Source organism: Peribacillus psychrosaccharolyticus ATCC 23296, from assembly GCF_000305495.1.
In the GTDB taxonomy this organism is placed as follows: domain Bacteria; phylum Bacillota; class Bacilli; order Bacillales; family DSM-1321; genus Peribacillus; species Peribacillus psychrosaccharolyticus.
In genome coordinates, this window is record NZ_AJTN02000001.1 from 1 (window position 1) to 26,640 (window position 26,640).

Annotated in this window: 25 protein-coding genes and 1 riboswitch; of the genes, 10 read left to right on the forward strand and 15 right to left on the reverse strand. The window is 38.2% G+C overall.

The window, feature by feature from the left end:
* The 4 genes from WYK_RS00005 to WYK_RS00020 all read left to right on the forward strand — a co-directional run.
* The coding region (locus WYK_RS00005; RefSeq protein WP_040372231.1) for a YheC/YheD family protein at nucleotides 1-803 on the forward strand (803 nt) is incomplete at its 5' end.
* Nucleotides 800-1,993 (forward strand): YheC/YheD family endospore coat-associated protein, encoded by a 1,194-nt coding sequence (locus tag WYK_RS00010; protein WP_051387220.1) that lies wholly within the window; start codon nucleotides 800-802, stop codon nucleotides 1,991-1,993. The genes WYK_RS00005 and WYK_RS00010, both read left to right, overlap by 4 nt.
* A gap of 49 nt (nucleotides 1,994-2,042) precedes the next feature.
* Nucleotides 2,043-2,255: a YheE family protein gene (locus tag WYK_RS00015; protein ID WP_040372232.1), complete on the forward strand. Its 213-nt coding sequence runs from the start codon at nucleotides 2,043-2,045 to the stop codon at nucleotides 2,253-2,255.
* Between the two features lie 58 nt (nucleotides 2,256-2,313).
* Nucleotides 2,314-2,499, forward strand: a complete 186-nt coding sequence (locus WYK_RS00020; protein WP_040372233.1) for a hypothetical protein — start codon at nucleotides 2,314-2,316, stop codon at nucleotides 2,497-2,499.
* An 89-nt stretch (nucleotides 2,500-2,588) separates the two neighbouring features.
* Here WYK_RS00020 and WYK_RS00025 read toward each other — a convergent pair whose 3' ends face one another.
* Nucleotides 2,589-3,779, reverse strand: coding sequence for a M20 metallopeptidase family protein (locus WYK_RS00025; RefSeq protein WP_235782400.1), 1,191 nt, complete (start codon nucleotides 3,777-3,779; stop codon nucleotides 2,589-2,591).
* A 144-nt stretch (nucleotides 3,780-3,923) separates the two neighbouring features.
* Here WYK_RS00025 and WYK_RS00030 point away from each other — a divergent pair, with 144 nt between their 5' ends.
* Nucleotides 3,924-4,796, forward strand: coding sequence for a PucR family transcriptional regulator (locus WYK_RS00030; protein ID WP_040372235.1), 873 nt, complete (start codon nucleotides 3,924-3,926; stop codon nucleotides 4,794-4,796).
* Nucleotides 4,797-4,915: 119 nt separating this feature from the next.
* Nucleotides 4,916-6,028, forward strand: coding sequence for an ABC transporter ATP-binding protein (locus WYK_RS00035; RefSeq protein ID WP_040372236.1), 1,113 nt, complete (start codon nucleotides 4,916-4,918; stop codon nucleotides 6,026-6,028).
* Between the two features lie 63 nt (nucleotides 6,029-6,091).
* On the opposite strand, the gene WYK_RS00040 is transcribed toward WYK_RS00035, so the two are convergent.
* Together WYK_RS00040 and fumC are read right to left on the reverse strand one after the other, a co-directional pair.
* The gene (locus tag WYK_RS00040) at nucleotides 6,092-6,334 is read right to left on the reverse strand and encodes a hypothetical protein (RefSeq protein ID WP_040372237.1); all 243 of its coding nucleotides are present in this window, start codon (nucleotides 6,332-6,334) and stop codon (nucleotides 6,092-6,094) included.
* Nucleotides 6,335-6,388: 54 nt separating this feature from the next.
* Nucleotides 6,389-7,771: a class II fumarate hydratase gene (gene fumC, locus WYK_RS00045; RefSeq protein ID WP_040372238.1), complete on the reverse strand. Its 1,383-nt coding sequence runs from the start codon at nucleotides 7,769-7,771 to the stop codon at nucleotides 6,389-6,391.
* Nucleotides 7,772-8,577: 806 nt separating this feature from the next.
* A riboswitch (SAM riboswitch) is annotated at nucleotides 8,578-8,689 on the forward strand.
* Nucleotides 8,690-8,825: 136 nt separating this feature from the next.
* Between fumC and metC the strand changes: the two genes are divergently transcribed.
* Complete coding sequence (metC, locus tag WYK_RS00050; RefSeq protein WP_040372239.1) at nucleotides 8,826-10,010, forward strand: cystathionine beta-lyase; 1,185 nt, start codon at nucleotides 8,826-8,828, stop codon at nucleotides 10,008-10,010.
* 189 nt (nucleotides 10,011-10,199) lie between these two features.
* On the opposite strand, the gene WYK_RS00055 is transcribed toward metC, so the two are convergent.
* The 5 genes from WYK_RS00055 to WYK_RS00075 all read right to left on the reverse strand — a co-directional run bounded on the left by WYK_RS00055 (nucleotide 10,200) and on the right by WYK_RS00075 (nucleotide 16,761).
* Complete coding sequence (locus WYK_RS00055; protein ID WP_040372240.1) at nucleotides 10,200-10,895, reverse strand: ABC transporter ATP-binding protein; 696 nt, start codon at nucleotides 10,893-10,895, stop codon at nucleotides 10,200-10,202.
* Nucleotides 10,895-12,016, reverse strand: coding sequence for an ABC transporter permease (locus WYK_RS00060; protein ID WP_040372241.1), 1,122 nt, complete (start codon nucleotides 12,014-12,016; stop codon nucleotides 10,895-10,897). Before WYK_RS00060 ends, WYK_RS00055 begins: the two co-directional genes overlap by 1 nt.
* A gap of 155 nt (nucleotides 12,017-12,171) precedes the next feature.
* Complete coding sequence (locus WYK_RS00065) at nucleotides 12,172-12,747, reverse strand: TetR/AcrR family transcriptional regulator (RefSeq protein WP_040372242.1); 576 nt, start codon at nucleotides 12,745-12,747, stop codon at nucleotides 12,172-12,174.
* A gap of 247 nt (nucleotides 12,748-12,994) precedes the next feature.
* Nucleotides 12,995-15,013, reverse strand: a complete 2,019-nt coding sequence (locus tag WYK_RS00070; RefSeq protein ID WP_040372243.1) for an ABC transporter ATP-binding protein — start codon at nucleotides 15,011-15,013, stop codon at nucleotides 12,995-12,997.
* The gene (locus WYK_RS00075) at nucleotides 15,010-16,761 is read right to left on the reverse strand and encodes an ABC transporter ATP-binding protein (protein ID WP_040372244.1); all 1,752 of its coding nucleotides are present in this window, start codon (nucleotides 16,759-16,761) and stop codon (nucleotides 15,010-15,012) included. Before WYK_RS00075 ends, WYK_RS00070 begins: the two co-directional genes overlap by 4 nt.
* Nucleotides 16,762-17,291: 530 nt before the next feature.
* On the opposite strand from WYK_RS00075, the gene WYK_RS00080 reads away from it, so the two are divergent.
* Nucleotides 17,292-17,645 (forward strand): hypothetical protein, encoded by a 354-nt coding sequence (locus WYK_RS00080; RefSeq protein WP_040372245.1) that lies wholly within the window; start codon nucleotides 17,292-17,294, stop codon nucleotides 17,643-17,645.
* 76 nt (nucleotides 17,646-17,721) lie between these two features.
* Entirely contained in the window at nucleotides 17,722-17,970 is a 249-nt protein-coding gene (locus WYK_RS00085) for a hypothetical protein (RefSeq protein ID WP_040372246.1), read from the forward strand.
* Here WYK_RS00085 and WYK_RS00090 read toward each other — a convergent pair.
* The 4 genes from WYK_RS00090 to WYK_RS00105 form a co-directional block, all read right to left on the reverse strand.
* The gene (locus tag WYK_RS00090; protein ID WP_040372247.1) at nucleotides 17,961-18,710 is read right to left on the reverse strand and encodes an SDR family NAD(P)-dependent oxidoreductase; all 750 of its coding nucleotides are present in this window, start codon (nucleotides 18,708-18,710) and stop codon (nucleotides 17,961-17,963) included. The genes WYK_RS00085 and WYK_RS00090 overlap by 10 nt on opposite strands.
* A gap of 37 nt (nucleotides 18,711-18,747) precedes the next feature.
* The gene (locus tag WYK_RS00095) at nucleotides 18,748-19,284 is read right to left on the reverse strand and encodes a GNAT family N-acetyltransferase (RefSeq protein ID WP_040372248.1); all 537 of its coding nucleotides are present in this window, start codon (nucleotides 19,282-19,284) and stop codon (nucleotides 18,748-18,750) included.
* A gap of 127 nt (nucleotides 19,285-19,411) precedes the next feature.
* Nucleotides 19,412-19,951, reverse strand: coding sequence for a glutathione peroxidase (locus WYK_RS00100; RefSeq protein ID WP_040372249.1), 540 nt, complete (start codon nucleotides 19,949-19,951; stop codon nucleotides 19,412-19,414).
* Nucleotides 19,952-20,059: 108 nt separating this feature from the next.
* Nucleotides 20,060-21,334, reverse strand: coding sequence for an MFS transporter (locus tag WYK_RS00105; protein WP_040372250.1), 1,275 nt, complete (start codon nucleotides 21,332-21,334; stop codon nucleotides 20,060-20,062).
* 353 nt (nucleotides 21,335-21,687) lie between these two features.
* Here WYK_RS00105 and WYK_RS00110 point away from each other — a divergent pair, with 353 nt between their 5' ends.
* Nucleotides 21,688-22,008, forward strand: coding sequence for a hypothetical protein (locus tag WYK_RS00110; protein ID WP_040372251.1), 321 nt, complete (start codon nucleotides 21,688-21,690; stop codon nucleotides 22,006-22,008).
* Nucleotides 22,009-22,216: 208 nt separating this feature from the next.
* On the opposite strand, the gene WYK_RS00115 is transcribed toward WYK_RS00110, so the two are convergent.
* The 3 genes from WYK_RS00115 to WYK_RS24710 form a co-directional block, all read right to left on the reverse strand.
* Entirely contained in the window at nucleotides 22,217-24,007 is a 1,791-nt protein-coding gene (locus tag WYK_RS00115) for a S9 family peptidase (RefSeq protein WP_040372252.1), read from the reverse strand.
* A 198-nt stretch (nucleotides 24,008-24,205) separates the two neighbouring features.
* Nucleotides 24,206-26,233, reverse strand: a complete 2,028-nt coding sequence (locus tag WYK_RS00120; RefSeq protein WP_081704690.1) for a transglycosylase domain-containing protein — start codon at nucleotides 26,231-26,233, stop codon at nucleotides 24,206-24,208.
* A 158-nt stretch (nucleotides 26,234-26,391) separates the two neighbouring features.
* A complete protein-coding gene (locus WYK_RS24710) occupies nucleotides 26,392-26,553 on the reverse strand; it encodes a hypothetical protein (protein WP_161629081.1) in 162 nt (53 codons plus the stop codon).
* Between the last annotated feature and the right edge of the window lie 87 nt (nucleotides 26,554-26,640).

The following is a 26,640-nucleotide window of genomic DNA, read 5'->3' on the forward strand; positions in this document are numbered from 1 at the left end:
GGTATAATCCTGGTTTTTTTAATAAATGGGATGTATATGAGCGGCTTTCGGATGACCCAAGGGCCATCAACTTTTTGCCTGAGACTTATCCGTTTCAATCACTTTCCGTGATAGAAACGTTGTTATCAAAGTATCGCCAAGTCTATATTAAACCGATACATGGTTCTCTTGGCCTCGGTATCCACCAGGTATTATATGACAAACATGATCAAGTCTATTATTGTCGTTATAAAAATGAACAAAAAGAAAATAAATTAAAAAAGTTCCAGTCACTTGAAGCGATTTTTAGTCATGTGTTTAAAGAGAAACGTCTCCATAATATGATTGTTCAACAAGGTATTCCTTTAATACGCAGCGAAAAAAGGCATATTGACTTTCGGGTTCATACGAATAAAGACCAAGATGGAATCTGGCAGGTTACAGCAATGGCCGCTAAAATTGCTGGTGCTGGAAGTGTAACCACACATATCAAAAGCGGCGGAACCATAAAAACAATTGAAGAATTATTTGTCGATCCAGAAACTGTAAACGAAGTGAGAGAAAAACTCACAAATGCTGCCCTCATCTTAAGTGAATGCATGGAAGAACACCTTGATGGAATTATAGCCGAAATAGGCTTTGATTTAGGGATTGATAAAAAAGGAAAGGTCTGGATGTTCGAAGCCAATTCAAAGCCGGGCAGATCGATTTTTTCTCATCCAAAATTACGTGAATTTGAATTATTAACACGAAAACTCTCACTCGATTATGCCGTCTATCTTGCCGAGAAATCTATTACAAGTTCCGTCAGCAGCAACGGATGAAACTTTTTTACGATTCACTTGAAAAGGAATGGTACCATACAGATGGCATGGACATTTCTTTTGGAAAAAACAGCAAAAGTATCCCCGTCAAGTTTACGGCAGCTGATGAACCCATTTTTACTGCAGATGTTTTTCATTCGTTTATTCCTGCGATTGGGATCATGTCCTGTCGCAGCCCTAAAAACAAAGAGGTCATAAGCGGTAATGCAGCCTTGTTTCAAAGTCTTCATCGTTATTTAACACGGCATAACATTTTTTCTTTTATTTTTAGTGCAGAAGATGTATTGGAAGGAAATTGGAGAGGGCTGGTGTATTCCGAGAGTGAGCAAAAATGGCTTCGTATGGCTGTCCCCCTTCCCTCTCTCGTATATAATCGAATCCCTTTTCGAAAATTTGAAGAGTCGGATTCCTATCTACAATTAAAACAGCAATTCGCAGAACTTGATATTCCTATGTTTAATCCAGGATTTATCGATAAGTATGCACTCTATCTTTGCTTAAAGAAGGATCGTTTTTTATTAAACTTCCTTCCAGAGACATTCAGACTAACAAGCGAAGCACAGTTGTTGATTCTTTTACAAAAATACGAATCTTTATACCTTAAACCTTGTAAAGGGAATCGCGGCAGAGGAATTTCGCTTGTCACATTGAATAAAAACGAGAGCATTACAGTGATGAAGACAAACGGGACAAAGAAGTTCCCCCATTTGACTGCGTTTTGGCTGCATGAAGGCAACCGTTTATTAAAGAAGGATTACATTGCCCAGCGTGCCATTACGCCAAAGAAAATAAATGGTCACCGCTATGACTTTCGCATTCTCGCCCATTACTGGAAAGGAAATTATCATATTAGCGGAAAAGCCATTCGTATGGCACAGACCCAAGAAGTGACTACCCATATTCCAAAGGGAGGTATCCTATATCCTTATAAAAACCTGCAATCACAAGAACTCGATCTGCTTCTCAACCAAATTACCCAGCAATGCGGGATGGTCTTATCCAAAGAAAATGGATTTTACGGAGAATTCTCTATTGACTTAGGTCAAGATGAATCAGGCCAGCTGTTTATATATGAAATTAATGCAAAACCGATGCAGTTTGACGAAGAAGAGATTGAACGGACGCGGCTTAAAATGCTCAAAAATTTATTTATTACGATTGTTTTGGAGAAAAATAACAACAGAACTTAATAACTTTCCATTATACTGAAGGTATACCAAAATAATGGAGGTTATCTGCTTGCTTACCCACTTTCAATGGAAACCGCTTTATAGTGATGATTCATTACCTGGTTGGAGTATATCCTTTTACTTTAAAAAACACCTGTATCAAGCGATTTACCATAGCAACGGCAACATTGAATTTAATGGTACCCAGCCTGCTGAAGAAGATAAAGAAAACCTTTCTGCAATGATTCATGAACTAATGATTTATCATGTTTATGATAAATAAGTAATTGAGTGTATGAATCCCTCCCTTCTTACCAAAGTTATACAAAAGGAGGGATTTCATGAAACAAAAATATACTTTTCTGAAAGACACTGAATACGATGGAAAAAATATGGTCTACCTAGACATCGACCGCATTATTAATGAGGGAATGGCTGGTGGAACTGTCTTTACTGCCGGAGATACTCAGAACATAGAGGAAGCCCGTGATTTGCATGACGAGACACCGCCGAATGATAATCATTAGAGAAAGTGCTAAGACGAATTGAATCGTCTTAGCACTTTTTCATTCCAGCAGAACTAAAGTCTGGAATACCCCATTTACCGTGAATCAACTTAAGTAAGTGACTTGTTTTCTAACAACCGAATAGCCGTATGGACCATCCATTGGATTCCTATTTTAATGGCGTCTTCATCTACCATGAATTTAGGATGATGCCAACCATGCTCTATGCCTTTTTCTTTGTTTCCAGAACCAAGCCAAGCATAGCAGCCAGGAACAACTTTTTGATAGAGAGCAAAGTCATCTCCTCCCATTGTAGGTTCTGCAGCTAGTACATTCTCTGTACCAACAATGTCTGCAGCAGCTATCCGCGAAATGGCGGCTATAGCAGGATCGTTTACTACGGGCGGGATAAGCAGTTGGTAGTCAATCTCCACTTCACCGCCGAGTGCGTGAACCTGGTTAGTAACAAGCCGTACAAATGCATCACGAATTTTATAACGGACAGTGTCACTAGATGTTCTGACTGTCCCTGTCAGTACAGCCTTCTCAGGAATCACATTGTTCGTCTTTCCTGCTTGAAAGGTACCGATCGTCACAACTGCTGATTCTTTTGGTGATATGGTTCGGCTGACAAGTGTTTGTAGTTGAGTAACGACCGCACTGCCAATGATAATCGGATCAATAGTACGTTCGGGTATGCCCGCATGTCCACCCTTTCCCTTAATTGTAATGATAAAATCATCGATTCCAGCCATTAAGAATCCTTCTTTTATTCCAATTGTGCCTACTTCCTGATCTGGTGTATTGTGTAAACCGATGATGGCAGACACGCCATTTAGAAGCCCATCATCAATCATTGATTCTGCACCGCCCTCGAATTCTTCAGCAGGCTGGAAGAGAATCCGAACGTTTCCTGGAAGATCTTCCTGTAATTCTTGAAGGATGAGTGCTGCTCCGAGAGAAATGACTGTATGAACATCATGGCCGCACATGTGACTGATACCTGGTATCTTTGAACGAAATTCCAAATTTGATTCTTCTTCTATCGGCAGGGCATCAATATCTGCTCTAATTGCTATCGTTCGATTGGATTTCCCCTTAACCTCAGCAGCTGAACCAGTTTGTGAAGAAACCGGAATCCTGTTGATTCCATAATGATCTAACACCTGATTTATACTCTTTGTTGTTTCAAATTCCTTCGTGCTTAATTCAGGAAACATATGTAAGTGTCTCCTTAGAGCAAGCATTTCAGGGAAGTATTTATCACTAAGTTGTAGAATGTTTTCTTTTCTCGATCTCAAATCACTCATACTCCCAACATTACGTTATCGGTTTACGTTTCATTATTTTATTATAAAGTATCCTTATATAAACAGCCTTATATTTCTCTAGATAAATGACATGAGCTATAATTAAAGGAACCATAAAAAGAAGAAGGGTTGTCTATGCTGCTTGAAAAATTAAAACAAAAATATCCTGAATGTCTTGATTCAAGAGCTCAAACCCAGCTGCCTGAAAAGTACCTTTGGATTGAGTACAGCGGTGAGCATCTCGGCATTCTTCGTCAGGATCTATCGGCACAAGAAATCAGCCTGATTGAAGCACTTTTTTCTGATGAGACGCTGGATGACAAAAGTGAATGGGGAAATTTTTTACTCAGAAACAGCTCAAGTCTTCCCCTGACAAACTGGAAACATGTTCGATTTATTCACTTTCGAATTACACAAGCTGATTTTTCACGATCAGATTTTGAAGAAGCCTTCCTTGCGGTATCTCCTCTTGAGACAATCATTATTTGGGAGAATTCTGAGTCTGGCGTATTAATCGAAGGTATGAATAATGAAAATGCCGATAAAGCTGAGTTGACCCCCATTGTGCGGACACTAGAAAGTGATTTATATGTCCACATACATTTTTATCTTGGTTATTTTCACGAAGTTAATAATGGCTTAAGGCATCACTATCAAATGGAGAAAACATGTTTTACTGCTGCTGTCAGTCATTTTCCTGATACTGCGGTCAGCGACTTGCCGATGGTAATTCCTTATATTTTTCTAGATGGGCGTTTAACAGATAAGATTGATTGGTATACAGATGAACTGCTTGGAGAAATGAAAGATAACGATGAAGTAATACATACAGTTAAGACCTATATTGAAACGAGCTCAAACGCGAGTCTGACCGCAAAAAAACTATATATCCACCGCAATAGTCTACAATATCGAATTGATCGATTTATTGAAAAAACGGGACTGGATATTCGAACATTTCATCATGCCCTGCCTGCATATCTGCTCCTATTGAAACTAGGAAAGTAAAAGTTTAGAAGAATTGCCTGAAAAAAGGTGTCTGAATTTTGTGCAGATTGTACATATCGTTTTGAACACGCTTCCATTACACTAACAGTATAAGATACATATTTAAGGAGGACTCACTAATGGCTGAATTACAATTAGATCATATTTTTAAAGTTTACGATAATAAAGTAACAGCTGTAGATGATTTTAATCTAAAAATTGAAGATAAGGAATTTATCGTATTTGTTGGTCCATCCGGCTGCGGTAAATCAACTACTTTACGTATGATAGCGGGTCTTGAGGAAATCTCACAAGGTGATTTCTTTATCGATGGAAAACGCGTTAATGATGTCCCTCCTAAAGATCGTGATATCGCGATGGTATTCCAAAACTATGCATTATATCCGCATATGTCAGTCTATGATAATATGGCATTCGGTTTGAAATTAAGAAAAATGCCTAAAAAAGAAATTGAAGTCCGCGTTAACGAAGCTGCAAAGATTCTGGGTCTTGAAGCATACTTAGATCGGAAGCCAAAAGCTTTATCAGGCGGACAGCGTCAGCGTGTTGCGCTTGGTCGTGCAATCGTTCGTGATGCAAAAGTATTCTTAATGGATGAACCACTTTCCAATTTAGATGCAAAACTTCGGGTTCAAATGCGTGCCGAAATTGCAAAATTGCACAAACGTTTAAATACAACAACAATCTATGTAACGCATGATCAGACTGAGGCCATGACAATGGCAACTCGTCTAGTAGTTATGAAAGACGGAATTGTTCAACAGGTGGGAGCACCTAAAGACGTCTATGAAAAACCTGATAATGTATTTGTAGGCGGGTTTATTGGTTCACCAGCAATGAACTTCCTGCATGGAACTCTTTCTGATGGCATTATTAAAACAGGTGAACAAACCATTGCCGTCCCAGAAGGTAAAATGAAGATGCTTCGTGAGCAAGGTTATATCGGTAAAGAAATTATTCTTGGTATCCGTCCAGAAGACTTCCATGACGAGCCTTTATTTATTGAATCATCACCAGAAACGACAGTTACTGCTCATATTGATGTAGCCGAACTAATGGGTGCTGAATTTATGCTTTACTCGACCATCGCTGGGCAGGACTTTGTTGCTCGTGTAGATGCACGTACCATTTATCAAGCAGGTGAAAAAGTTAAATTAGCATTAGATATGAACAAAGCTCACTTCTTCGATAAAGAAACAGAAGTACGAATTCGTACTATGAAAGAACAATAATTTACAAAGGAAAGGCTGTCGAGATTCCACTCGACAGCCTTTTCTTCATCTTATAATGCTGGGTTATTCCTTCACAAGTATAATTTCATCATGTCCACAACTTGGGCATTTCATTAGATGCGGACATTGACCGTCAGCAAGACTACGCATAAACCCATCATTCTGTTTTAAGGTATCCGTATCCATATAAGCGCTGTATTCATCATCATAATCCATACTCTTTCCTTTATCGTCCATTTCAGTGCTGCATTCTGAACAAAGTACTTTAATCTTTCTTAATCCATTACATAACGGACAGAGTGCCATTGCAATTGCTCCTTAAAGGCTTGGCCCCCCCTGAGTACAGGGAAGCTTTGCTCATTATTTATTGACCATTGTTTGCGGGTCGACCCATTTATCAAATTGCTCTTCGGTAAGATAATTTAATTTCAAGGCTGCTGCTTTCAAGGTTGAGGCATCCTTAAATGCCAATTTCGCAATTTCAGCTGCTTTTTCATAACCAATATACGGATTTAACGCTGTCACCAGCATTAATGATTGATCAAGATTTTCCTTAATCTTTTCTTCATTTGCTTCAATTCCTTTAGCTGCGTGTTCGTTGAAGGAAATAATGCCTTCACTTAATAGCTTTACAGATTGCAGGAAATTATAGATAATAACTGGTTTAAATACATTCAATTCAAAATTACCTTGGCTTGCTGCTACTGATACAGCTGTATCGTTCCCAAAAACCTGAACAGCTATCATTGTTAATGCTTCACTTTGAGTTGGATTTACCTTTCCAGGCATAATGGAACTTCCCGGCTCATTTGCAGGTATAGAAATTTCACCAATTCCACTTCTAGGTCCGCTTGCCAGCCATCTAACATCATTTGCAATTTTCATTAAATCAGCTGCAAGTGCTTTTAATGCACCGTGTGCATAAACCAGTTCATCATGGCTTGTTAATGCATGGAATTTATTTTCTGCTGTTTCAAATGAATGACCTGTATCTGCAGCAATTTGCTTCGCTGCCAATGCTGGAAACTCAGCCTTCGTATTAATTCCGGTGCCTACTGCTGTTCCACCCAATGCTAAATCTAATATATAACGGCTGCTTTCTTCAACCATTCTTAAGTCCTTATCCAGCATGGCTTTCCATCCTGAAATTTCTTGGCCTAATGTTAATGGAGTCGCATCCTGAAGATGTGTACGACCAATTTTGACAATATCCCAGAATTCCTCTTCCTTCGCTGCGAAGGTCTTCCGGAGCTCTTTAATGGCCGGAATTAATTGGTCCGCAACTTCCATATAAGCGGCAATATGCATAGCAGTTGGGAACGTATCATTCGAACTTTGTGCTTTATTAACATCATCATTTGGATGAAGTCTCTCGTCACTACCATTTTCCTTCAACCATTCGTTCCCTTTATTTGCAATCACTTCATTAACATTCATATTACTCTGGGTACCGCTGCCTGTTTGCCAGACCACTAGTGGAAAATGTTCATCAAGAGTCCCTTCCATAATTTCAACACAGATTTGTACAATCGCTTTCATTTTTGCTTCTGATAGATCACCTAGCTCATAATTCACTTTTGCTGCAGCCTGCTTCACATAGGCAAAGGCACGAATTAGTTCAAGCGGCATCTTCTCATTACCAATTTTAAAGTTATTCCGGCTTCTTTCTGTTTGTGCACCCCAATATTTGTCGAACGGTACTTGAACTTCCCCCATTGTATCTTTCTCGATTCTATATTTCATCATTTCTCCTCCTGATTACAAGCTTTTTCTTATGCTCTCTTTTGTTTAAAGACAGTAATCTACCCTTTGTTTCTAATTAATCCCCAATATATAAAAACGCCTTCATTAGTATTGTACAAACTTTGAACTTTTAAAAGCAAGGAATACGGTGGGTAACTTTGGATATTGGTGCTAAAAATAGGCGAGAAAGCAAAAAAGACAGCCTCAGCTGCCTTCAGTTTGTAGACAAAAGAGATTCGGAAGTTTCATTCCGAACCTCTTTTGCATTTTTTGGACCAAATAGGCCTGCGGGAAGGTTTTTTACTTTTAAGTTTAGAAAGTCAGTTGATTGAAGTGTTGGCGTGAAGACTCCTGCGGGAACAGCGGGACAGGTGAGACCCCGCAGGAGCGTAAGCATTGATGCGGCTCACCGCCCGCCCGCGGAAAGCGAAGCGCCTGGAATGGAAATCAACATCTCGATTTTAAATCTCACCCGAGTTTGTCTACAGTCTGAAGACAGCCTAAGCTGCCTTTTCAATTGTTTATGAAGCTTTGTGGAAAATCGTGTAGCAAAAAAAGTACCCGAGTGTCATCACACTCGCAATTGCCAATGTTACACTTAATTCTTCCATCATCATTCCTCCGTCCTATATCCTCTTCTTACTATAAAAATACCATATAGTCAGAGTGTGTTGAACAGCTAAGTATTACTAATTTTTGACAGGAAGGTGACATAATCGTGAACTCAGATGCATTAATAATTTCTATAAGACGTTGACACAAATACTGTAATATAGTAAGATTCAAAAAAATAGAATACTCTGAATTTCTTATCCAGAGAGGTCGAGGGAATGGCCCTATGACACCTCAGCAACCATCAATGCAACCCATTGAAAAGGTGCTAACTCCAGCAAGCTTGTTTAGCTTGGCAGATAAGAAGATGACTTAACAAAAAAAGTCTTCTTCTTAGAGGACTTTTTTTGTTTGCCTCTTTTCGAGTCGATCATACTTTTTATCTGGGCGTTGTACAGGTGCCTAAACAGGATTTTTCCCAATATAAAAAGGAGGTTCGACCATGACAAAACAGTCTTTTAGTTTTGAAACACAATTACTTCACAATCGACATAAAATTGACCCTGAAACAGGAGCTGTTAATGTACCTATTCATCTTTCTTCTACCTTTCATCAGTTTGCGATTGATCAGTTTGGCAAGTACGACTATAGTCGCAGCGGGAATCCTACCCGTGAAGCATTAGAGGATATTATCGCTGACCTTGAAGAAGGAACAAATGGATTTGCCTTTGCCTCTGGCATGGCTGCCATTTCCACAGCCTTCCTTCTTTTGTCTGCGGGTGACCATGTTATTGTTTCTGAGGATGTTTATGGGGGAACGTATCGAATGGTTACGAGCGTCTTAACACGTTTTAATATCGAGCATACCTTTGTAGACATGACAAATATTGCCGCGGTTGAAGCAGCAATTCAATCCAATACAAAAGCCATTTATATTGAAACACCATCTAATCCACTGCTTAAAGTGACAGATATAAAAACACTCAGCGCACTTGCAAAGCAAATTGGAGCGCTAACCTACGTAGATAATACATTTTTAACTCCTGCCCTTCAAAAACCGTTAACGCTGGGAGCAGATATTGTCCTCCATAGTGCCACTAAGTTCTTATCCGGCCATAGTGATGCAATTGCTGGTCTTGCTGTCGTCAAAGATCCAAATCTTGCCGAGCAGCTTGGATTTTTACAAAATTCTTTTGGTGCTGTGCTTGGCGTTCAGGATGCATGGCTGGTTATGCGTGGTATTAAAACACTGCATGTTAGAATTCAGCAATCCGTGAAATCTGCTCAACAACTTGCGGAATGGCTGGAAGCACAGAACCTTGTCAAAACAGTTCATTACCCTGGCCTTGTCACCCATCGAGACTTTCAATTACAGCAAGAACAAGCCTCTGGAGCGGGTGCTGTCCTTTCCTTCGAACTTGTTGATGAAGAATTGCTTGCTGACTTTGTTCAAGCTGTAAAGCTGCCTGTATTCGCAGTCAGCTTAGGCGCAGTAGAATCGATTCTATCCTATCCCGCAAAAATGTCTCACGCCGCTATTCCAAAGGATGAGAGGGAAAAGCGTGGAATAACCAATTCTCTGCTACGGCTATCTGTTGGACTTGAAAACCCGGACGATTTAATCCAAGACTTTTCCCAAGCATTTGAAGCCTGTACGGCACAAATTAGTACAGGTGCATCAGTATAATTAAAAATACAGAACAAAACGCCAGTTTGATAGTGTTTGTTTTTATGCTTGCATACATCCTCGATCGTTTTACGATAAACAGCAGCGTACATTGCTTCTTGTCTTTCATCGGTTATATTCAATCAAAAAAACCCTTTAGCTTGAGGTGTAATTTATACACACTCTCTAAAGGGCATTCTATTTACCTATTTATACGCTGGCTTGGTGGTTTTCGACGTGTTTCAAAAGACCGTCTTCCATACGATAAATACGATCACAATAACCTAGCATACGTTCATCATGTGTAACCATGATTGCGGCTTTATCTCTTGCTTTTACTTCTTTTGAGATCAATTGTACAACTTCATGTGCACGGTTTGAATCAAGACTGGCCGTGGGTTCATCAGCCAAAATGATACTAGAGTTATTCATAAAGGCACGAGCAATTGCGGTACGTTGACGTTCTCCTCCTGATAATTGACTTGGGTAATTATTTAATTTAGCACCCAATCCTAATTCCGTTAATAATTCTCTAGCAAACGATTTGTCTGCAACACTAACGGAGCCTGTCATTCTTTTTACGACGAGCAGCTGATCAAGAACCGTTAAATACGGAATTAAATTTGATGTTTGTAAAATAAAGCCAATTTCTTTCAAACGAACGTTTGATAATTGTTTTTCTGACAAGCTTGCAATATCCGTTCCATTGATGATAACTTCACCTGTAGATGCGTGTAAAAGTGCACCTGCAATAGATAATAAGGTACTTTTACCAGAACCTGAAGGTCCAATAATAGCAACAAATTCTCCTTGTTCAATGGATAATGAGACGTTATCCATTGCTTTTACTTCTTCATTACCTTCTTTATATACTTTTGATACATTTTTCAATAGTAGTCCAGTCATTATTCTACCCTCCCAAGTGCAGTAAGCGGATCGATTTTTGTGATTTTACGGACTGAAAAAAGTGAGCTAAGAACACTTATGACCAAGAGTGCAGCTCCGAATATGATAACAAGGGTTACATCTAAATCGAATGGCATTCCATCAGGCATGACAGCAGCTGTTGCATACGTTAATGCAATACCAATTAACACACTAACTAACGATAAGATAAACACTTGCGATACGATTGCTTTAGCAATAAAGCCATTGCTTGCTCCAATTGCTTTCATTACACCAAACTGATTTGTTTTTTGTATCGTTAAGACATAGAAAAATACGGAAATAATAAAGGCAGAAATGACAATTAAGAATGCAAGCATCATATAGATTGTCCCCGTTTCTTCTTTATATCCAGGCATCCCATTAACTGCTTGACCCTTTGTCACTGTTTCAATACCATCTAGGTTTTTGTCTAATTCAGCAGCATCAATATCTGTTCCTTGCAGAACAAAAGCATTGACTACATCTTCTATTCCATTATTAGATCCAGGGGCAGCAAAATTATATAAACGCCAGTGATCTAAGGTTGTAAATAACACCGGTAAATGATTATACGTTTCATTTTCTACAAATCCAATAATTTGGAATTTCTCTGTAGATCCATCTAAAGTGAGCGTATCACCAATCGTGTATCCTTCCTCTTTCAAAGTATCATTTGCAAGAACACCTAATTGATTTTTTTCATCTAATGGTTTCCCTTCTATAAGTTTCGGCTCTAGGAATGTTCCTGGAGAGATTCCTAGAATGGCAACATCTGTTTTATCTTCCCCTTCCTCGCTGCCTTCTTTTAAGATAGCACCCATAGCAGAACCAAACGGAGCCATTTCCTCAACATTCGCTTGATCTTTTAAATCGGAACTAATTGACTCTGATAGCATGGACTTACTGAATGAAGAACTAGACCCTTCTTCAAATACGACATAATCAGCATCCATATTCTTAATGGTCGCTGCACTCAGTGTTGATAGACCGTTTCCTAAACCGGAAAGAATAAATACAAGCCAAGCCACTAATACAATGATAAAACCAATCATTGCGAAACGAAGTTTTCCGTACCTTAACTCTTTCAAAGCCAAAAACATATAAACACCCTCTTTTCATTATCAGTATTTAGCAACCCATCTAAAATCTATGATGGATAGCCAAAGTTACACTAGTGTATCTTTAGAAAAAAAAAAGCTCAAACAAAATAACACTAGTGTAACTTTATTATATATCTAAGTTACACTAGTGTCACTTATTTTGTTTCAAAGATTCCATAGCAGACTACGTCTTTTATTGATTGAATCCATTCATGTTCTGGTATCCCCCTATGATTTGGAATAGCAATACTTTGAAAGATACAGCCTAATATCACATCATTTGAAAGAGTTTCCCGGAGAAACTTATCTTTTTTCCCTTGTATCATAAGACCTTCTAAGTATCGATACATGTCCAAATGAAGTTTTCCCAACTGTTCCTTTTTCTCCATAATAATAGTTGAACTGCTTTCTTTGAATTGATGAACCATTCCTAGTATTTGATGAATATCCTTATACGTAAAAATAAGTGTAATTAGCTCATTTAATTGAGCAATAAAGGTCGCGGATTGGTCAATCTCTTGAAGATCAATCAGCATTTTTGTCATTTCATATACCATATAGTCAATAATAAGCTCTTCTTTATTAGTATAATATTTGTAAATGGCTGCCCTCGATACGTCTAATGACTCTGCTAAGAGACTAAATGTAAAGCCTTCATAACCGTAACGTAGTAAAAGCGAATTCGTAGCTTTAAATAACTCTTGAGTTGAGAACTTCCTTTCTCTTGTCATCTAACCACCTCTTTCATTACTTTCACCTAATCTGGATGACTAGTTTAATCCACTTTCCCTTAAGTTGCTTTATATGTACTATCTGTTATTAGGATGCAATAAAAAAACAGTCTGATTCGAAGTATATTATCTTTGTATTGTACAGTACAAGTTGGGTATGTTTCATCTTTTTCTTGAGATCTAATTTCTATTACTATTTTCACCATCCCAAAACAAAGAGCCCCTCTTCGGAAAGAGGGGCTCTTTGTTAGCCAGCCAGGCCTTTATTCTTACCTTTCTGTAGTTCATACATCTGGTGATATTTCCCTTTCGACGCGATTAATTCATCATGACTTCCCTTTTCAACAATTCTGCCTTTATCAAGAACGAGAATTTGATCTGCATTTTTAATGGTTGAAAGTCGGTGGGCAATGATAAAGGTCGTACGTCCTTGTTTCAATACATCCATACCTTGCTGGATAATGGCTTCTGTTTCAGTATCAATACTCGCTGTTGCTTCATCAAGAATCAATATCGCGGGATCAAAAGCTAAGGCTCTTGCAAAGGATATGAGCTGACGCTGTCCAGACGACAGCGTGCTTCCTTTTTCAACAACTGGTTCATCTAGTCCGAGAGGTAAATGATTCAGTACTGTGTCGCCCCCTACCTCTCTTAATGCCTTTTCAATTTTTTCTTTAGAAATGTTCTCATTACCTAGATTGATATTCGAGGCAATCGTACCTGTAAATAAATAGGGATCCTGAAGAACAATTCCCATATGCTCGCGCAGTGTTTGATGAGGTATTTCTGTAATATCACGCCCATCTATTGTAACCGTTCCTTTACTAGGGTCATAAAAACGAAACAGCAGATTCATAATCGAGCTCTTTCCTGATCCAGTATGACCAACCAGTGCCACCGTTTCTCCTTGCTTCGCTGTAAAAGAAATGTTTTTCAAGACATACTCATCTTCCTTATAGGCAAAGGAAACGTCCTTAAATTCAACATCACCCTGATAACGATTAATTTTCCCATCACTTACCCTTATTCCCGGCTCATCTAAAAGACTGAAAGCTCGTTCACCCGCCACGAGTGCCTGTTCTAGATTTGCAAACTGATTAACAATCCCTTGGACAGGTTGAAGCAGCCGATTTATAAGGTTAACGATTGCATAGAGCATACCGAGAGAAACAGCTGAAGAAGCAGTTAATGACTGTCCTCCAAAATACCAAATGAAGGCTACCAGTGCTATATTTCTTAATACACTAACCATATTATGACCTGTCAGTGAATTCAGATTCAGCATCTTATTTTGATACGTAAAATGCTCATGATTCATTTTTTCAAAAGACTTTTCCGTGTCTTTTTCACGACTAAAAGCCTGAATAATACTCATTCCAGATATAGATTCATTAATCATTCCATTAATATCACTAATTCTTGCGCGAATAATTTGATTATACTTTGAAGCAAATTTCCGGTAGACATATGTCCACACTACTAATATTGGAATAACCAATAAAGCAATCAGCGCAATAACTGGTTCTAAAATATAAAGAGCAATAAATACACCAATAATATTAATTGTCCCTGAAAAGAAATTTGCTAGTACTGTAACATATAATTCACGTATTGCCTCTGTATCGTTCGTAATACGTGCAACCACTTTTCCAGCTGGTAAGTTATCAAAATAGCGAATCGGCAATCTTGAGATGTGAGTGAAAATATCATTCCTCATCCGTTGGATAATTCGATTTGCTGCTTTTTGCAGGTAATAGCTTTGTCCGTACTGAAAAATTGAGGATAGAATAACCAAGCCTAGATAAAAGGCCAAAAGCAGGGCTATCCGCGAAATTTCTGGCTGATAAAAGGCCATTAATTCTCGTTTAGAGAGAACTTGTGCCTCATACTCTCTTGTTTCATTATTCTTAGTCACACTAAGTGTTGAATCAGTAAGCGTTCTTTTTCCTTCAAACGGAACCAACTCCTCAACAAAGACAAACTTTGTACCCGTTTGAAGGATCCTTACTTCCTGTCCTTTTTGTTCATTGTCAGCAAAGTAACTTCCTCGCTTATACCACGTATCCTGGTAAGAAACGGCATCTTTGCTTTTAGCTGTTTCATACCACGGTGACTCAATTCCTAAAACGTGAGAATCAATCACCTTTTTAGCTACAAACGGTCCAGCTAGATCTGCTGCAACCGATATGGATAACATGATAAGCGCAGCAATAATTATTTTTTTATACAAACAGGCATATTGATAGAGCTTTTTGACTATTTTCATGCACTTACCTCCGCTCCATCTTCCACTTGCTGTCGTTCATATTGTTCCCAATACCAGCCCTGCAGCTTGAGTAGATCTTCATGCGTTCCTTCTTCAATGATCTTCCCTTGATCGAGGACAATAATCCACTCCGCGTGCTGAACGCTTGAAAGTCGATGTGTCGTAATAATGGTCGTTTTTCCTGCTCTTTCCTTTTGGATATTGGTTATAATGGTCGTTTCTGTCTTGGCATCAACCGCTGAAAGTGAATCATCAAGAATCAGTATTTCCGGGTCTTTAATGAGCGCACGTGCGATTGATATCCGCTGCTTCTGGCCGCCAGATAGCGCCACACCCTTTTCTCCCACCATCGTTTCCAGACGCTCTGGGAGCATCTCTAAATCCTTTTCAAAATCAGCTAAACGGATTGCCTCGGCCAGTTCAGCCTCTGTCGCATCCATTTTCCCGAATAAGATGTTATCCTTTACTGATTTTGAAAATAAAAAATGATCTTGTGGGACGTAACCAATCCAGTTTCGAACATCTTCTATTAAATGTTTTTCAAGGGGGATATCTCCGATAGACAATATTCCCTTTCCTAACGGATATTCACGTAATAGCTGCTTCACAAAAGTAGTCTTCCCGCTACCTGTTTTACCGACGATTCCAAGCGTATCTCCACGGTTAACGGCGACTGAAATGTTATCTAAATTAGTTACTTTAGACGATGGATAGGTAAAGTCTACTGAGTCAAAAATAATTTCCTCTGGATGACCCACCGCTTCAGTATTATCTTCATTTTTCACATCTTGTTTCGCAGACATAGTGGTTTGAACACGGTCTAAGGATGCATTTCCTCTTTGCAGCACATTAATCAGTTCACCCATGGCTATCATCGGCCAGATCAACATACCGAGATAAACATTAAAGGAAACCAAACTCCCTAAGGTAATGGATTGCTGAAAGACCATGTAGGCTCCATAACCCAGTCCAATTAAATAACTAATTCCAACCAAAATAGAAATGGTCGGATCAAATAACGAGTCGATTTTAGCGACTTCTAGATTTTTTTTATAAACATCTTCAGTCATATCGTCAAAGCGCTGCTCATCTTCACGTTCTTGTACATAAGCCCGAATGACTCGGACTCCTGCAACAGATTCAAGCACTTTATCATTTAGATCACCGAACGCATTTTGTGCATCGGTAAATCTTTGGTGAATTTTATTACCAAAAACCTGAATCATCACAGCCATAATAGGCAAGGGCAGCACTGCAGCAAAGGTAAGCGTCCAACTAATGGTTGATCCCATCACGAGCAGAATAGTTGCTGTAAATAGAACAGAATCCGCTAACGTCAAGATTCCAAAACCGGCAGTTATTGAAATCGCCTTTAAATCATTTGTCGCCCTTGCCATTAAGTCACCAGTACGATTTCGTTCATAAAAGGTTGGTGTCATTTTTAACAAATGGCCCATAAATCCACTTCTTAGCTTGCGTTCAACTAAAAAGGCTCCACCAAATAACAAGTAACTCCATATATAACTAAAAAGATAACTAGCCGTCCCTACTAATGCTAAATAGAGGATGTATCGCCCAATCCCATTCGAAGTCAACGTACCTTGGTTAATATCATCTATGGCCATTCCGACAAGCTTTGGCGGAATAATCTCCATCACATTCACTAAGCATAAAAATAATATTGCAATACTGTACCGCTTCCACTGTTCTTTGAAAAACCAGGATAGCTTTTTGAATATCGAAAACATGCATTCTCCTCCTTTGTCTCAATGATGTACTAGCCGCTTTCTGGATCTCCTGTGTTCAACAGCATGATCTTTGTCCTTTTAATCATCTCTCATTCCTCCTGTGTATTGTTTATCTATGGAACAGATGCTCTTAGCATCGTACTCCCCTCAAAAAACAAAAAAAGCCTTCGCAGCACACGAAAGCTTTTTAGAATGCACAAAAATGCAAACAGATAAAAAGCGCATGCCGCGGTATGCAGCCTGCGCTTATGTGAACATAACTAAATTCTGTCTAAGACAGATATAAAGCAGGATTCAGGCAGGCTATATTATGAAGATAAATGACATTTGGATTACTCCTCTTCATGTAAGTCATAATCATCGCCTCCCTTCTTTTAATGGTTAAAGTTTCCTTTTATAATAGTAATCCGACTAAAGAATTTTGTCAATTACAAATTTTTATATTTTTCAAATAGTTTAACTCATATTTCCTTTATCGCATATGTATTCTTCATTTTGGCCAGACTGTTTGCTAAAAAGGCAGTGATAGAATGCGTACAATTATATTATTGAACAGGCAGCCAGGCGTTCAAAATTATCATTTATTAATACAAAAAATAGTGTTAGACAAGTTTCTTAATGAACAACCGCACACCATTGTCCAATTAAACGATGTTCAAGTAGAAAAATTTTATACGATTCCTCATGCTTTATTATATGATCTACAGAAAGTAAAGCACGAACCGCTTGACTGTTTACTTATTTATTCGGTCGAAAGTATCCAACGATTCGTTTCCATCTATCCTGAAAAGTGGCTGATGATCTGTACGTATTTTCGTGATATCATAACGGTTACCGGCCCTCAATTTCATACTGCAACAAAAGCTTGGAGGCATAGTCTTTAAGCTTTTTTTGACATGGTTGATTATTCAACCTTCGCAATGGGTAAATACAGATAAAAAAGTATAAGCAGGTGCAGCTATGAATTTATTACATTGGTCCTATATGAAACGCCATCAAGTGAAGGCTTTATATGACACCTTTCCAAACTCACCCGTCATCTTCAGAAAAATTAAAAGCTACTATTTTATTTATTACGTAGAATGGTCCCCGCTCGATCAGCCAGTACATACCCCCGATCTCGAAGCAATGGAACTGCTTCTCAACCGAGAGTTTAATCACGAGGATAATTATCTCGGTCGAAAGAATGAACTGACTGACTATTCTTGATAAATCATTTTTCGAGTCATTCCTCCGTCGACAATTAGATTTATCCCTGTTACAAAGTCATTTTCCTCTGCCGTCAGATACAAACAAGCCCGAGCAATATCCTGAGGACGTCCGACTCGTCTTGAAAAATGCTGAAGATGGTCTTCTGTCCTTAACCGTGCATAGTCACCTGTTTCAATCCAGCCTGGAGAAATAGCGTTCACCGTAATTCGTTCTTGGCTGAGTGAAGCGGCTAGCGCATGCGTCAATGCAACAATACCGCCTTTACTGGCAGCATACGCTTCAGAGTTAGGTTCCGACATTATCGCTCGTGTTGAAGCAAGATTAATAATGGCACCTCCTGTCTCATTTTTCTTCATATATTTTGATACTTCTTTCGAACAGAGAAAGACACTACGTAAATTTGTATTTAGTAGATCATCCCACTCTTCTAATTCTAATTCATGAAGAGGTTTAAATTTTGCTTTCCCAGCATTATTAATTAAAATATCTATCGATCCAAATGACTGAGCAGCTTTCTCCATCAGATGTTGAATGTCCGTTTCCTCTCTAACATCTGTTTTAATAAATATGGCCGACCAGCCTTTTTCTTGTAAACCAGCTGCTGCATCAGCTCCCGCTGCCTCATCTAGATCAGCCAGTACAACCGATGCCCCTTTCTCTGCAAAACCAGCAGCCACTCCTCGGCCAATTCCATTAGATGCACCCGTTACAATAACCGTTTTATTTGAGTAATCCATATTTTGTACTCCTTTCAATAGTTAGCCCAGTTCATACTTATTCTCTAGAATGCTTCAAAAGAGAAAACATAGTAACATCATAGAAATGTCCATCTTGAAGCATGTAATCCTTTAAGATGCCTTCCGCTGCAAATCCGATACTCTTCAACAGCTGACTTGATGCCTTATTTTCCAAATAAACGATGGCACCAATACGATTTAAATCCATCTCACTAAACCCATAGGACATTACACATTGTATTGCTTCCGTTGCATATCCCTTCCGCCAATTACTAGGGTGAAGATCATAGCCGATTTCAGCACGTTTATTTTTCGGCACCCAATTATTAAATCCAATTGTACCTAGTAGTTCATTGTCTTCTTTTTTGACAATTCCCCATCGTATTCCCTGTTTCTTTTGATAACTTTTAGTAAAGTTCGTTATAAGCTGTTTTGCTTGATCCACATTTTCCATCGGTTCCATTCCATAAAAACGAGTTACATCCGAATTAGAAAAGATTGAAAAAATGCTCTTTATATCTTCATTCCCTATTTCTCTTAGAATCAATCGACTAGTCTCAAGCTTCGGAAACATTTACTTTCCCCCTGTATTTTTTATCTCTATTTTATCTATTCGATTTAACTACTTCTATTCCTTTAAAATCGTAAAAAAGCAGCCAGCTAATCTGGAGGGCTGCCAGCTAAATCTATTTATTCTTCCTTTATAGTAATTTCTCGATATCAGCTTCCATATCAAAGGGCTCATCCGCTGGTTCAAACCGTTTAACGATTTGCCCTTCCTTATTAATTAAGAATTTAGTGAAGTTCCATTTAATAGAGTCGCCTCCCAATAGTTCAGGGTGCTCTGATTCTATCATCGCTTTCAGCAGTCTGCTGACTGAATTATTCTTAAAGCCTTGGAATGGTGCTGCTTTTATTAAGTATTGGAATAGCGGGTGTGCCTGCTCTCCGCGAACATCAACCTTCCCAAATAACGGAAATGAAACACCATAATTAATCTGACAGAATGTTTGTATATCCTCATTATTATCAGTTTCTTGGCCGAATTGATTACATGGAAAACCTAAAATAACTAATCCCTTATCTTGATAGCGTTCGTATAATTTTTGCAAATCTTCGTATTGTGGGGTAAATCCGCACTTGCTTGCTGTATTCACAATAATAATTGTTTTACCTTTATATTGTTCAAGTGATATTTCCTGTCCATTCATTTTTTGTGCAGAATAATTAAAGATACTCATCCTATATCCTCCAAGAAATCCGTGTGACTAAGTAAAAAGTCCTATTTAATCATATACATATTTACTATAATTAGCCACCTTAGAACTCTCTCATCCAATTAAAAATAATTATAAAACAACGACTTCTTTCTTCTTTGCTGCATGTTCCTGATTGATAATCTTAGGTAAAATCGTCATATAGAAGAAACCCACAAGTACAAGACAACTCCCTACGATCAAATACAACATTTCAATCGTTACAAAGCTAGGATAAAAAACAGCAATAAGGAATAGTGTCAGCGATTGTGAGAACATCATTACCGGATTAATACATCCCTGAACCCTGCCCATCATCTTCGGATCCACAATGCTTGGAAGCCACCCACCTAACGAGACGTTGACCAATGGCAGGGATAAGGCTACAATCCCTAACCCGCACATATATAGAAAGGTTGAATTAACCAGGGCTCCAAAGATAGTTGCTGTACCAGAAATCAACAGACCAATAATGAGCATATGATGCAGCTCTACCTTTTTTGCTAATACGGAAGCAATAATACTTCCTATTAAAACACCCAGTCCGAAAATAATACCTAAAATAACCGCGTATTTTTCATAATCTAACGGTTCGAGCTTATATTTTAAAATAAACACCTGCATGACCGAAAAACCGCCGTTTACAATTCCAAAAAGGACAAACCCAGAGATTAACGTAAGCAGCAGTTTATTGCGAATTAGATAGAGAAACCCTGACGAGAAATCCTTTATAACTAAGGAAAGATTCAAATCTTTAAGTGTATGTCGGCCATTTGGAAGTCGTATTTCTTCAGTAAATTGGGTCGATTTAATTAAAAAGCCGCTAATAATAAAACAAACCATATCAATGGCAATCGCCCCTTCAATACCAAATGTCCAATAACAGAACACACCCATTCCGCTTCCAAATAACATAAATAAACTAGAGACCATTTGATTTAACCCAGCAGCTGTGGTGTAGTCGTCACTAGATAATACCCCTTGTACAAGAGCAGCCTCCGCGGGAAAGAAAAAGTTACGAATGGCGCTTCGAACAAATAGCAGCCCAAAGATCAACGGCATAATGTCAATTGTTAATAGCAAAAGAAAAATCAGTGAGAGCCCCGCACATATCCAATCGCAGTAAAGGGCAATCTTCCTTCGGTCCAGTCTGTCGGCAAACACTCCCACCAAAAAGAAAACGGCGAGCGTCGGTAAAGAGAACATTAATTCCGTAACCGTTGCATACGCTGGCTGATTTGAAAAACGATCAAGCAGATAGAAGGTGAAAGCGGTGAGTCCAATTGTGCCTCCCATTTGTGATGTAAAGGTAGCAAAAAACAATTTTGTGTAATTTGAATTACGAAAAATCCCGATAATATTGGTCATTTAATTCCCTCATTCTGTTTTTCTTTTAATACTACCTAGGAATCTTTCGATAAAAAACCGCCTTCTGGACATTTTTTATTCAGACTTTAGGCGGACGGAAGTTCATACTTTGTACACTAACAGACACACTTCTCCATCATCCAGTTGTGTTTTTTAGTACCTGCCCTCTTATATTCCATATTTATATGTATATCAAAATAATATTTACCAGGATCAAAAAATAGGTTTCAAATAGAATTGGACGGGTAAATATCTATCATAAGCAAGCATAACAAATAAAATGACTATTCAACTTACACCTCGATGAGATCATACAATTAACTGGTATATTACTTAAAAAGGAGTATAGAACTATGAATCAAACAATTTCATCTAAACTTACCTTCGATAAGAAATTAAGCATGCAGCAAATTATGGATCTGTTTGAAATTTCCAAAAATTATGAAGGCAGCATTTACTTTGTATGTAAGAACAGAGTTGTTGAACCAGAACGGTTATCAAAACTCGTTTCCTTTATGCTTACCCTGGAGGACTGTTCTGATTTAAAAATTATGATTGAAGGTCCTGAAGTTCAGGCCATTATGCAGAAAATCAATGAATGCTGTGCTGGATCTTACGTTTCTGAAGACAAGATGGACTTTGTTGTACATTCTAATCATAAAATTAAACTCTAATGAGTAAACTTACTATTACTCCACGAAAGTGATGTGAAAAAAACATGAGAACAATCTTAATGATCATTGGCGCTATTGTCGTAATCGGTATTATTGCTAACTTTATCTTTTAATTAACCTGGACTGCCTTATGGCAGTCCTTTTTCATGTTACATTCTCTTTGATATACTCATATAATTTCTCAATGCATGTTCCAGACACCCGTTAATCAATTAATATGCGAATTAAAGAACTCTAGGATTTTCTTGTAGACATATATTTCATTTTCCTTTTTCGTAAATCCATGTCCCTCATCTTCTAGAACTACATATTCCACTTTCCGCCCTTTTTCCTTCAATGCAGCCACAATTTGATCTGATTCCTGTTGAACAACACGCGGATCATTCGCGCCTTGGATCACTAACATGGGCTTTGTCATCCCGTCTATATAGGTTATTGGCGAATCTGCAGTTAATCTTTCCTTATCTCTCACTGGATTCCCTACCCATTGCTCTGCAAATGACGCCCAAAATTCCGGAAAAGAATCAATAAATGAAAATAAATTACTCGGACCAAAGATATCAACTACCGCTTTAAAGTATTCTGGATGGCGGCCGTGTAAAAGCAAAGCCATATATCCTCCATAGCTGCCGCCTAAAAGCAGTATCTTATCACTATCTGCATATCCCTTCTTAATTAACCAATCAATACCCGTAATATTATCTAAACGGGGGCCATGACCCCAATCTCCCTCAACCATTTTCATAAAGTTTAAACCGTAGTTCGACGAGCCTCTAAAGTTAGGTGCAAAAATAGAGTACCCTTGATTCACAAGAAATTGGAAAATCCCGCGAAATGATTTACGTTCACTTGATTGGGGACCTCCATGCGGCCATAAAATCATATGACCATTCGAATTTCCTTCCTTTGCTTTGAATAAAAGGGACTCAATTTCTAAACCATCAAATGTCGGATAACGCAGCACTTGGGGTTCCACCAATTCTTCTTCTCGAACACCTGGTACTCTATAGTCTGTTAACGCCATCCAGGAACCTCCAGCTTCCATTGAAACAAAAAGATTAGCCGGCTTCGCAGCACTTTTGCCTAGCATATATACATGACCGTTTGGCATAATTATCATTTTCACAATAATATCAACAGGTTTTTCAATCTTTTCATTTTTCCCATTCGTAATTGTATATCGATAAAGCCTGTCTTCTACACCATAAGAACCTACAATATACAGTGCATGCTCTTTTTTTGAATAATAAATGTTTGTAAAATCCTCTTTATCCAATTGAAGAACTTTTGTAAATTCCTTTGACTGAAGATCAAACTTTGCTAAGTAGCTAAGGTCATCATCATAGTTTGTTAAGAAATAAATCTCTTCTTCAGAAACATAGACTAAATCGGTTACTGTGTGATGCGTATCCGTTGGTGGTGTAAGTAAAATGTGCTCACCATCAATTTGAACATGCGCTAAGCAATATGTATTACCAAACTGCGTGCTATAAACAAATGATTTTTCTTCAGGGCTGACCGCAGAGATAAAAACAGGTGCACCACTACCTTCTATGAGGAGCTTTTCCTTGCCACTCTCTATGTCATAAACATGACTATTTAAATATTTTGCATTACTAATTGTGGTTGAGTAATACAGTTTTCTGCCATCATCAGTCAAATGTCCGAAAAAATGACGTTCTCCCTCTGCATACCGAATTGGAACTAAGCTTCCGCCCTCTGGTTTAATCGCATAAATTTGACTGTTTTCATCACCATCTTTATCAAAACCGACTAAAAGGAATTCACCTGTTTTGGAATAAGTAATAAAATCTGAGATTTGATTATGAAACGTTAACGGATATGGAAACCTCTTCTCAAAATCCATTCCCCACAAATTAAAATGGCCATTAAAATTTGTACAGAATACAATCTGTTTTTCATCAGGACTAACCGCAAAATCAACAAGAGTTAAATTTTGCAAAAAGTGTGTAATATCCGACTTTTCAAACTGAAGCATACTTACTCCTCTTTTCTTAAAAATTTTCTCTGATAGGCTTTAACGGAAACCTATCTCAATATTCTATCTTTTTATTATATAAGATAATTAATAAAAATGGGGTTATATTCCATAACTAAACATCTCTTATTCGCAACTCCGCAAAAAAAAACATCTTCCGATTCAACAATGAATCAGAAGATGCCCACCTTAACCTTTTTAATTGCCGCCGTTATTAAATAGTTTATTACGCCATTTGTTCCAGCCCTTTTTAAATTCTTCTTTCTTATCTTCCCAAAAGTTTTTTTGGTTCTCTTCTTCAGCTTTTCTTTCTTGTTCTTCAATTAAGGGACCAATATCATCTGCTTCAAACGATTTTGATTCTTGGTACTGTAATGATTGAGCCATAATTTTTTGAAAAATTTTGGTAGCCCCTTCACTACTATAGGTCGTTAAGTAATGATCTTTATCTGTTTTATCATACCCAACCCAAACAGCTCCAACTAGTGATGGTGTATAACCTACAAACCACTGATCTTTAACTCCTGATATGCCCTCTATCGGAACCTGTGTGGATCCAGTTTTCCCAGCAATCTCATGGCCTTCGACTGCGGCGTTTACACCTGTCCCATACTTGACCACACCCAAGAGCATTGAATTCATTTTCGCTACTACTTCTTTTGTGGCAACCTTTTTCGATTGTTCTTTCCACACAGCGATTTCTTTTCCATTGGGATCTTCAATTTTCACAATAGCATGAGACTCGTTCCGTACACCATTATTAGCAAACACCGTATACGCTTCTGCCATATCCTGAGGAGATACTCCCTTACTCATCCCTCCTAATGCGATAGATAGGTTACGATCATCCTTTTCTAAGGGAAGCCCAAAGTCCTTTAAGGAATCAACACCTTTTTGGATACCGATTTCGTTAAGAAGCCACACAGTCGGGACATTTAATGATTCCATGACCGCTTCATACATAGGAACTGTTCCCTTATACTGTCCATTTAAATTTTCCGGATTATAATTACCAAAAGCCATTTTTTCATCGACCAAAGGATCTGTTAATTCATACCCCTCTTTCAGTGCAGGCACATAAACAGCCAACGGCTTAATGGATGATCCCGGTGATGTAATCAACTGAGTAGCCCTGTTATAGCCAAGAAATTGGTGTGTACCCCTGCCGCCGATTAATGCTTTTATCCCTCCGGTTTTTGGGTCGATTAAGATGGTTCCACTTTGGACAAGGTCCGGGCTTGTACCAGTTGGAAAATTTGAATCTTCCTTATAAATTGCCTCGGCAATACTTTGAACTTCTTGATCCAATGTAGTATAGATTTTATAGCCGCCGGTCAGCAATTCATCCAAATCAATCTTATACATTTTAGAAGCCTCTGCTAAAACATGATCGACATAATATGGATATTTTCCTTTAAGCGGATCTACTTGATCAACCGAAGCAAGAGTAATTGGTTCTTTCTTCGCTTGTTCAGCGTCCTCAGCACTTATTAATTTCAGATCATCCATTCGGCTAAGGACTAGATTTCGTCGATTAATCGCACCTTCATAGTTTTTATAGGGATCTAGTTTACTTGGAAGATTTATGACGCCTGCAAGCATCGCTCCTTCCGAGATGGTTAATTGCTCTACATCTTTTCCAAAATACATTTGGGATGCTTTATTAATTCCCCAAGCTCCATGTCCGAAGTAAACCTGATTAAGATACATTTCAAGGATTTCTTCTTTCTTATATTCATGTTCAACTTCTTTCGCAAGAAAGTATTCTTGTATTTTTCGTTTATAGGTTCTGTCAGATTCAAGTAATGAAATTTTTATGAACTGCTGTGTTAGCGTACTGCCCCCTTCAACAATTCCACCCGCCTTCAGGTTATTAACCATCGCACGCGTTATCCCCTTATAGTCAATACCATGATGTTCGTAAAAACGGCGGTCTTCAATTGCTATCACAGCATTTTTTACATGTTCAGGTACTTTTTCTATCGATACTCCCTCCGACTTGTTTGCAGTCACAGTACTCGCCAATTCTTTATTTTGGTCATAAATTTTAGTAGAATGACCAATCTGATTCTTAAGTTGACTGATATCAGTATCTGGTAATACAGAATATATAAAGCCAGCTGCTGCTAGTGTAATAATTGACAGTAATAAGATACCAACCTGAACAAAACCAATTAATCTGGCCCTTTTCCGTTTTTTTGTTCTTAACCGTCGATACCCTTCCATAACAATCCCTCCAACAATCAAAAAATCTTCGTATGGTAAAACCTATTTGGTTAAAAACTTTTATCTCTCTTTATTATGTCACTAGTTTAATGATTTCCCAATAAACATACACTAATCCTAAAAAAATAGCAGTCGAAGTAAATCGACTGCTTGAACCTTTACCGATCATTAGAATGTTTAATGGATAAAGACATTTCTTTATATAAGGTTTGCAAATACATATAGACAATTTGTTTTGTTTTATCATCGGTGCCTAATACTTCTAGATGGGTTAAGCAGCGTTTGATTGTAGGGTGTATTTTCGGAATATTACATTGCATCTTACCACCTCTTTCTAGACAGCATATTATTATAATATACCAACTGTTCCCATTTTTATAGATGACCATCGTCTTATTTGGTGCATT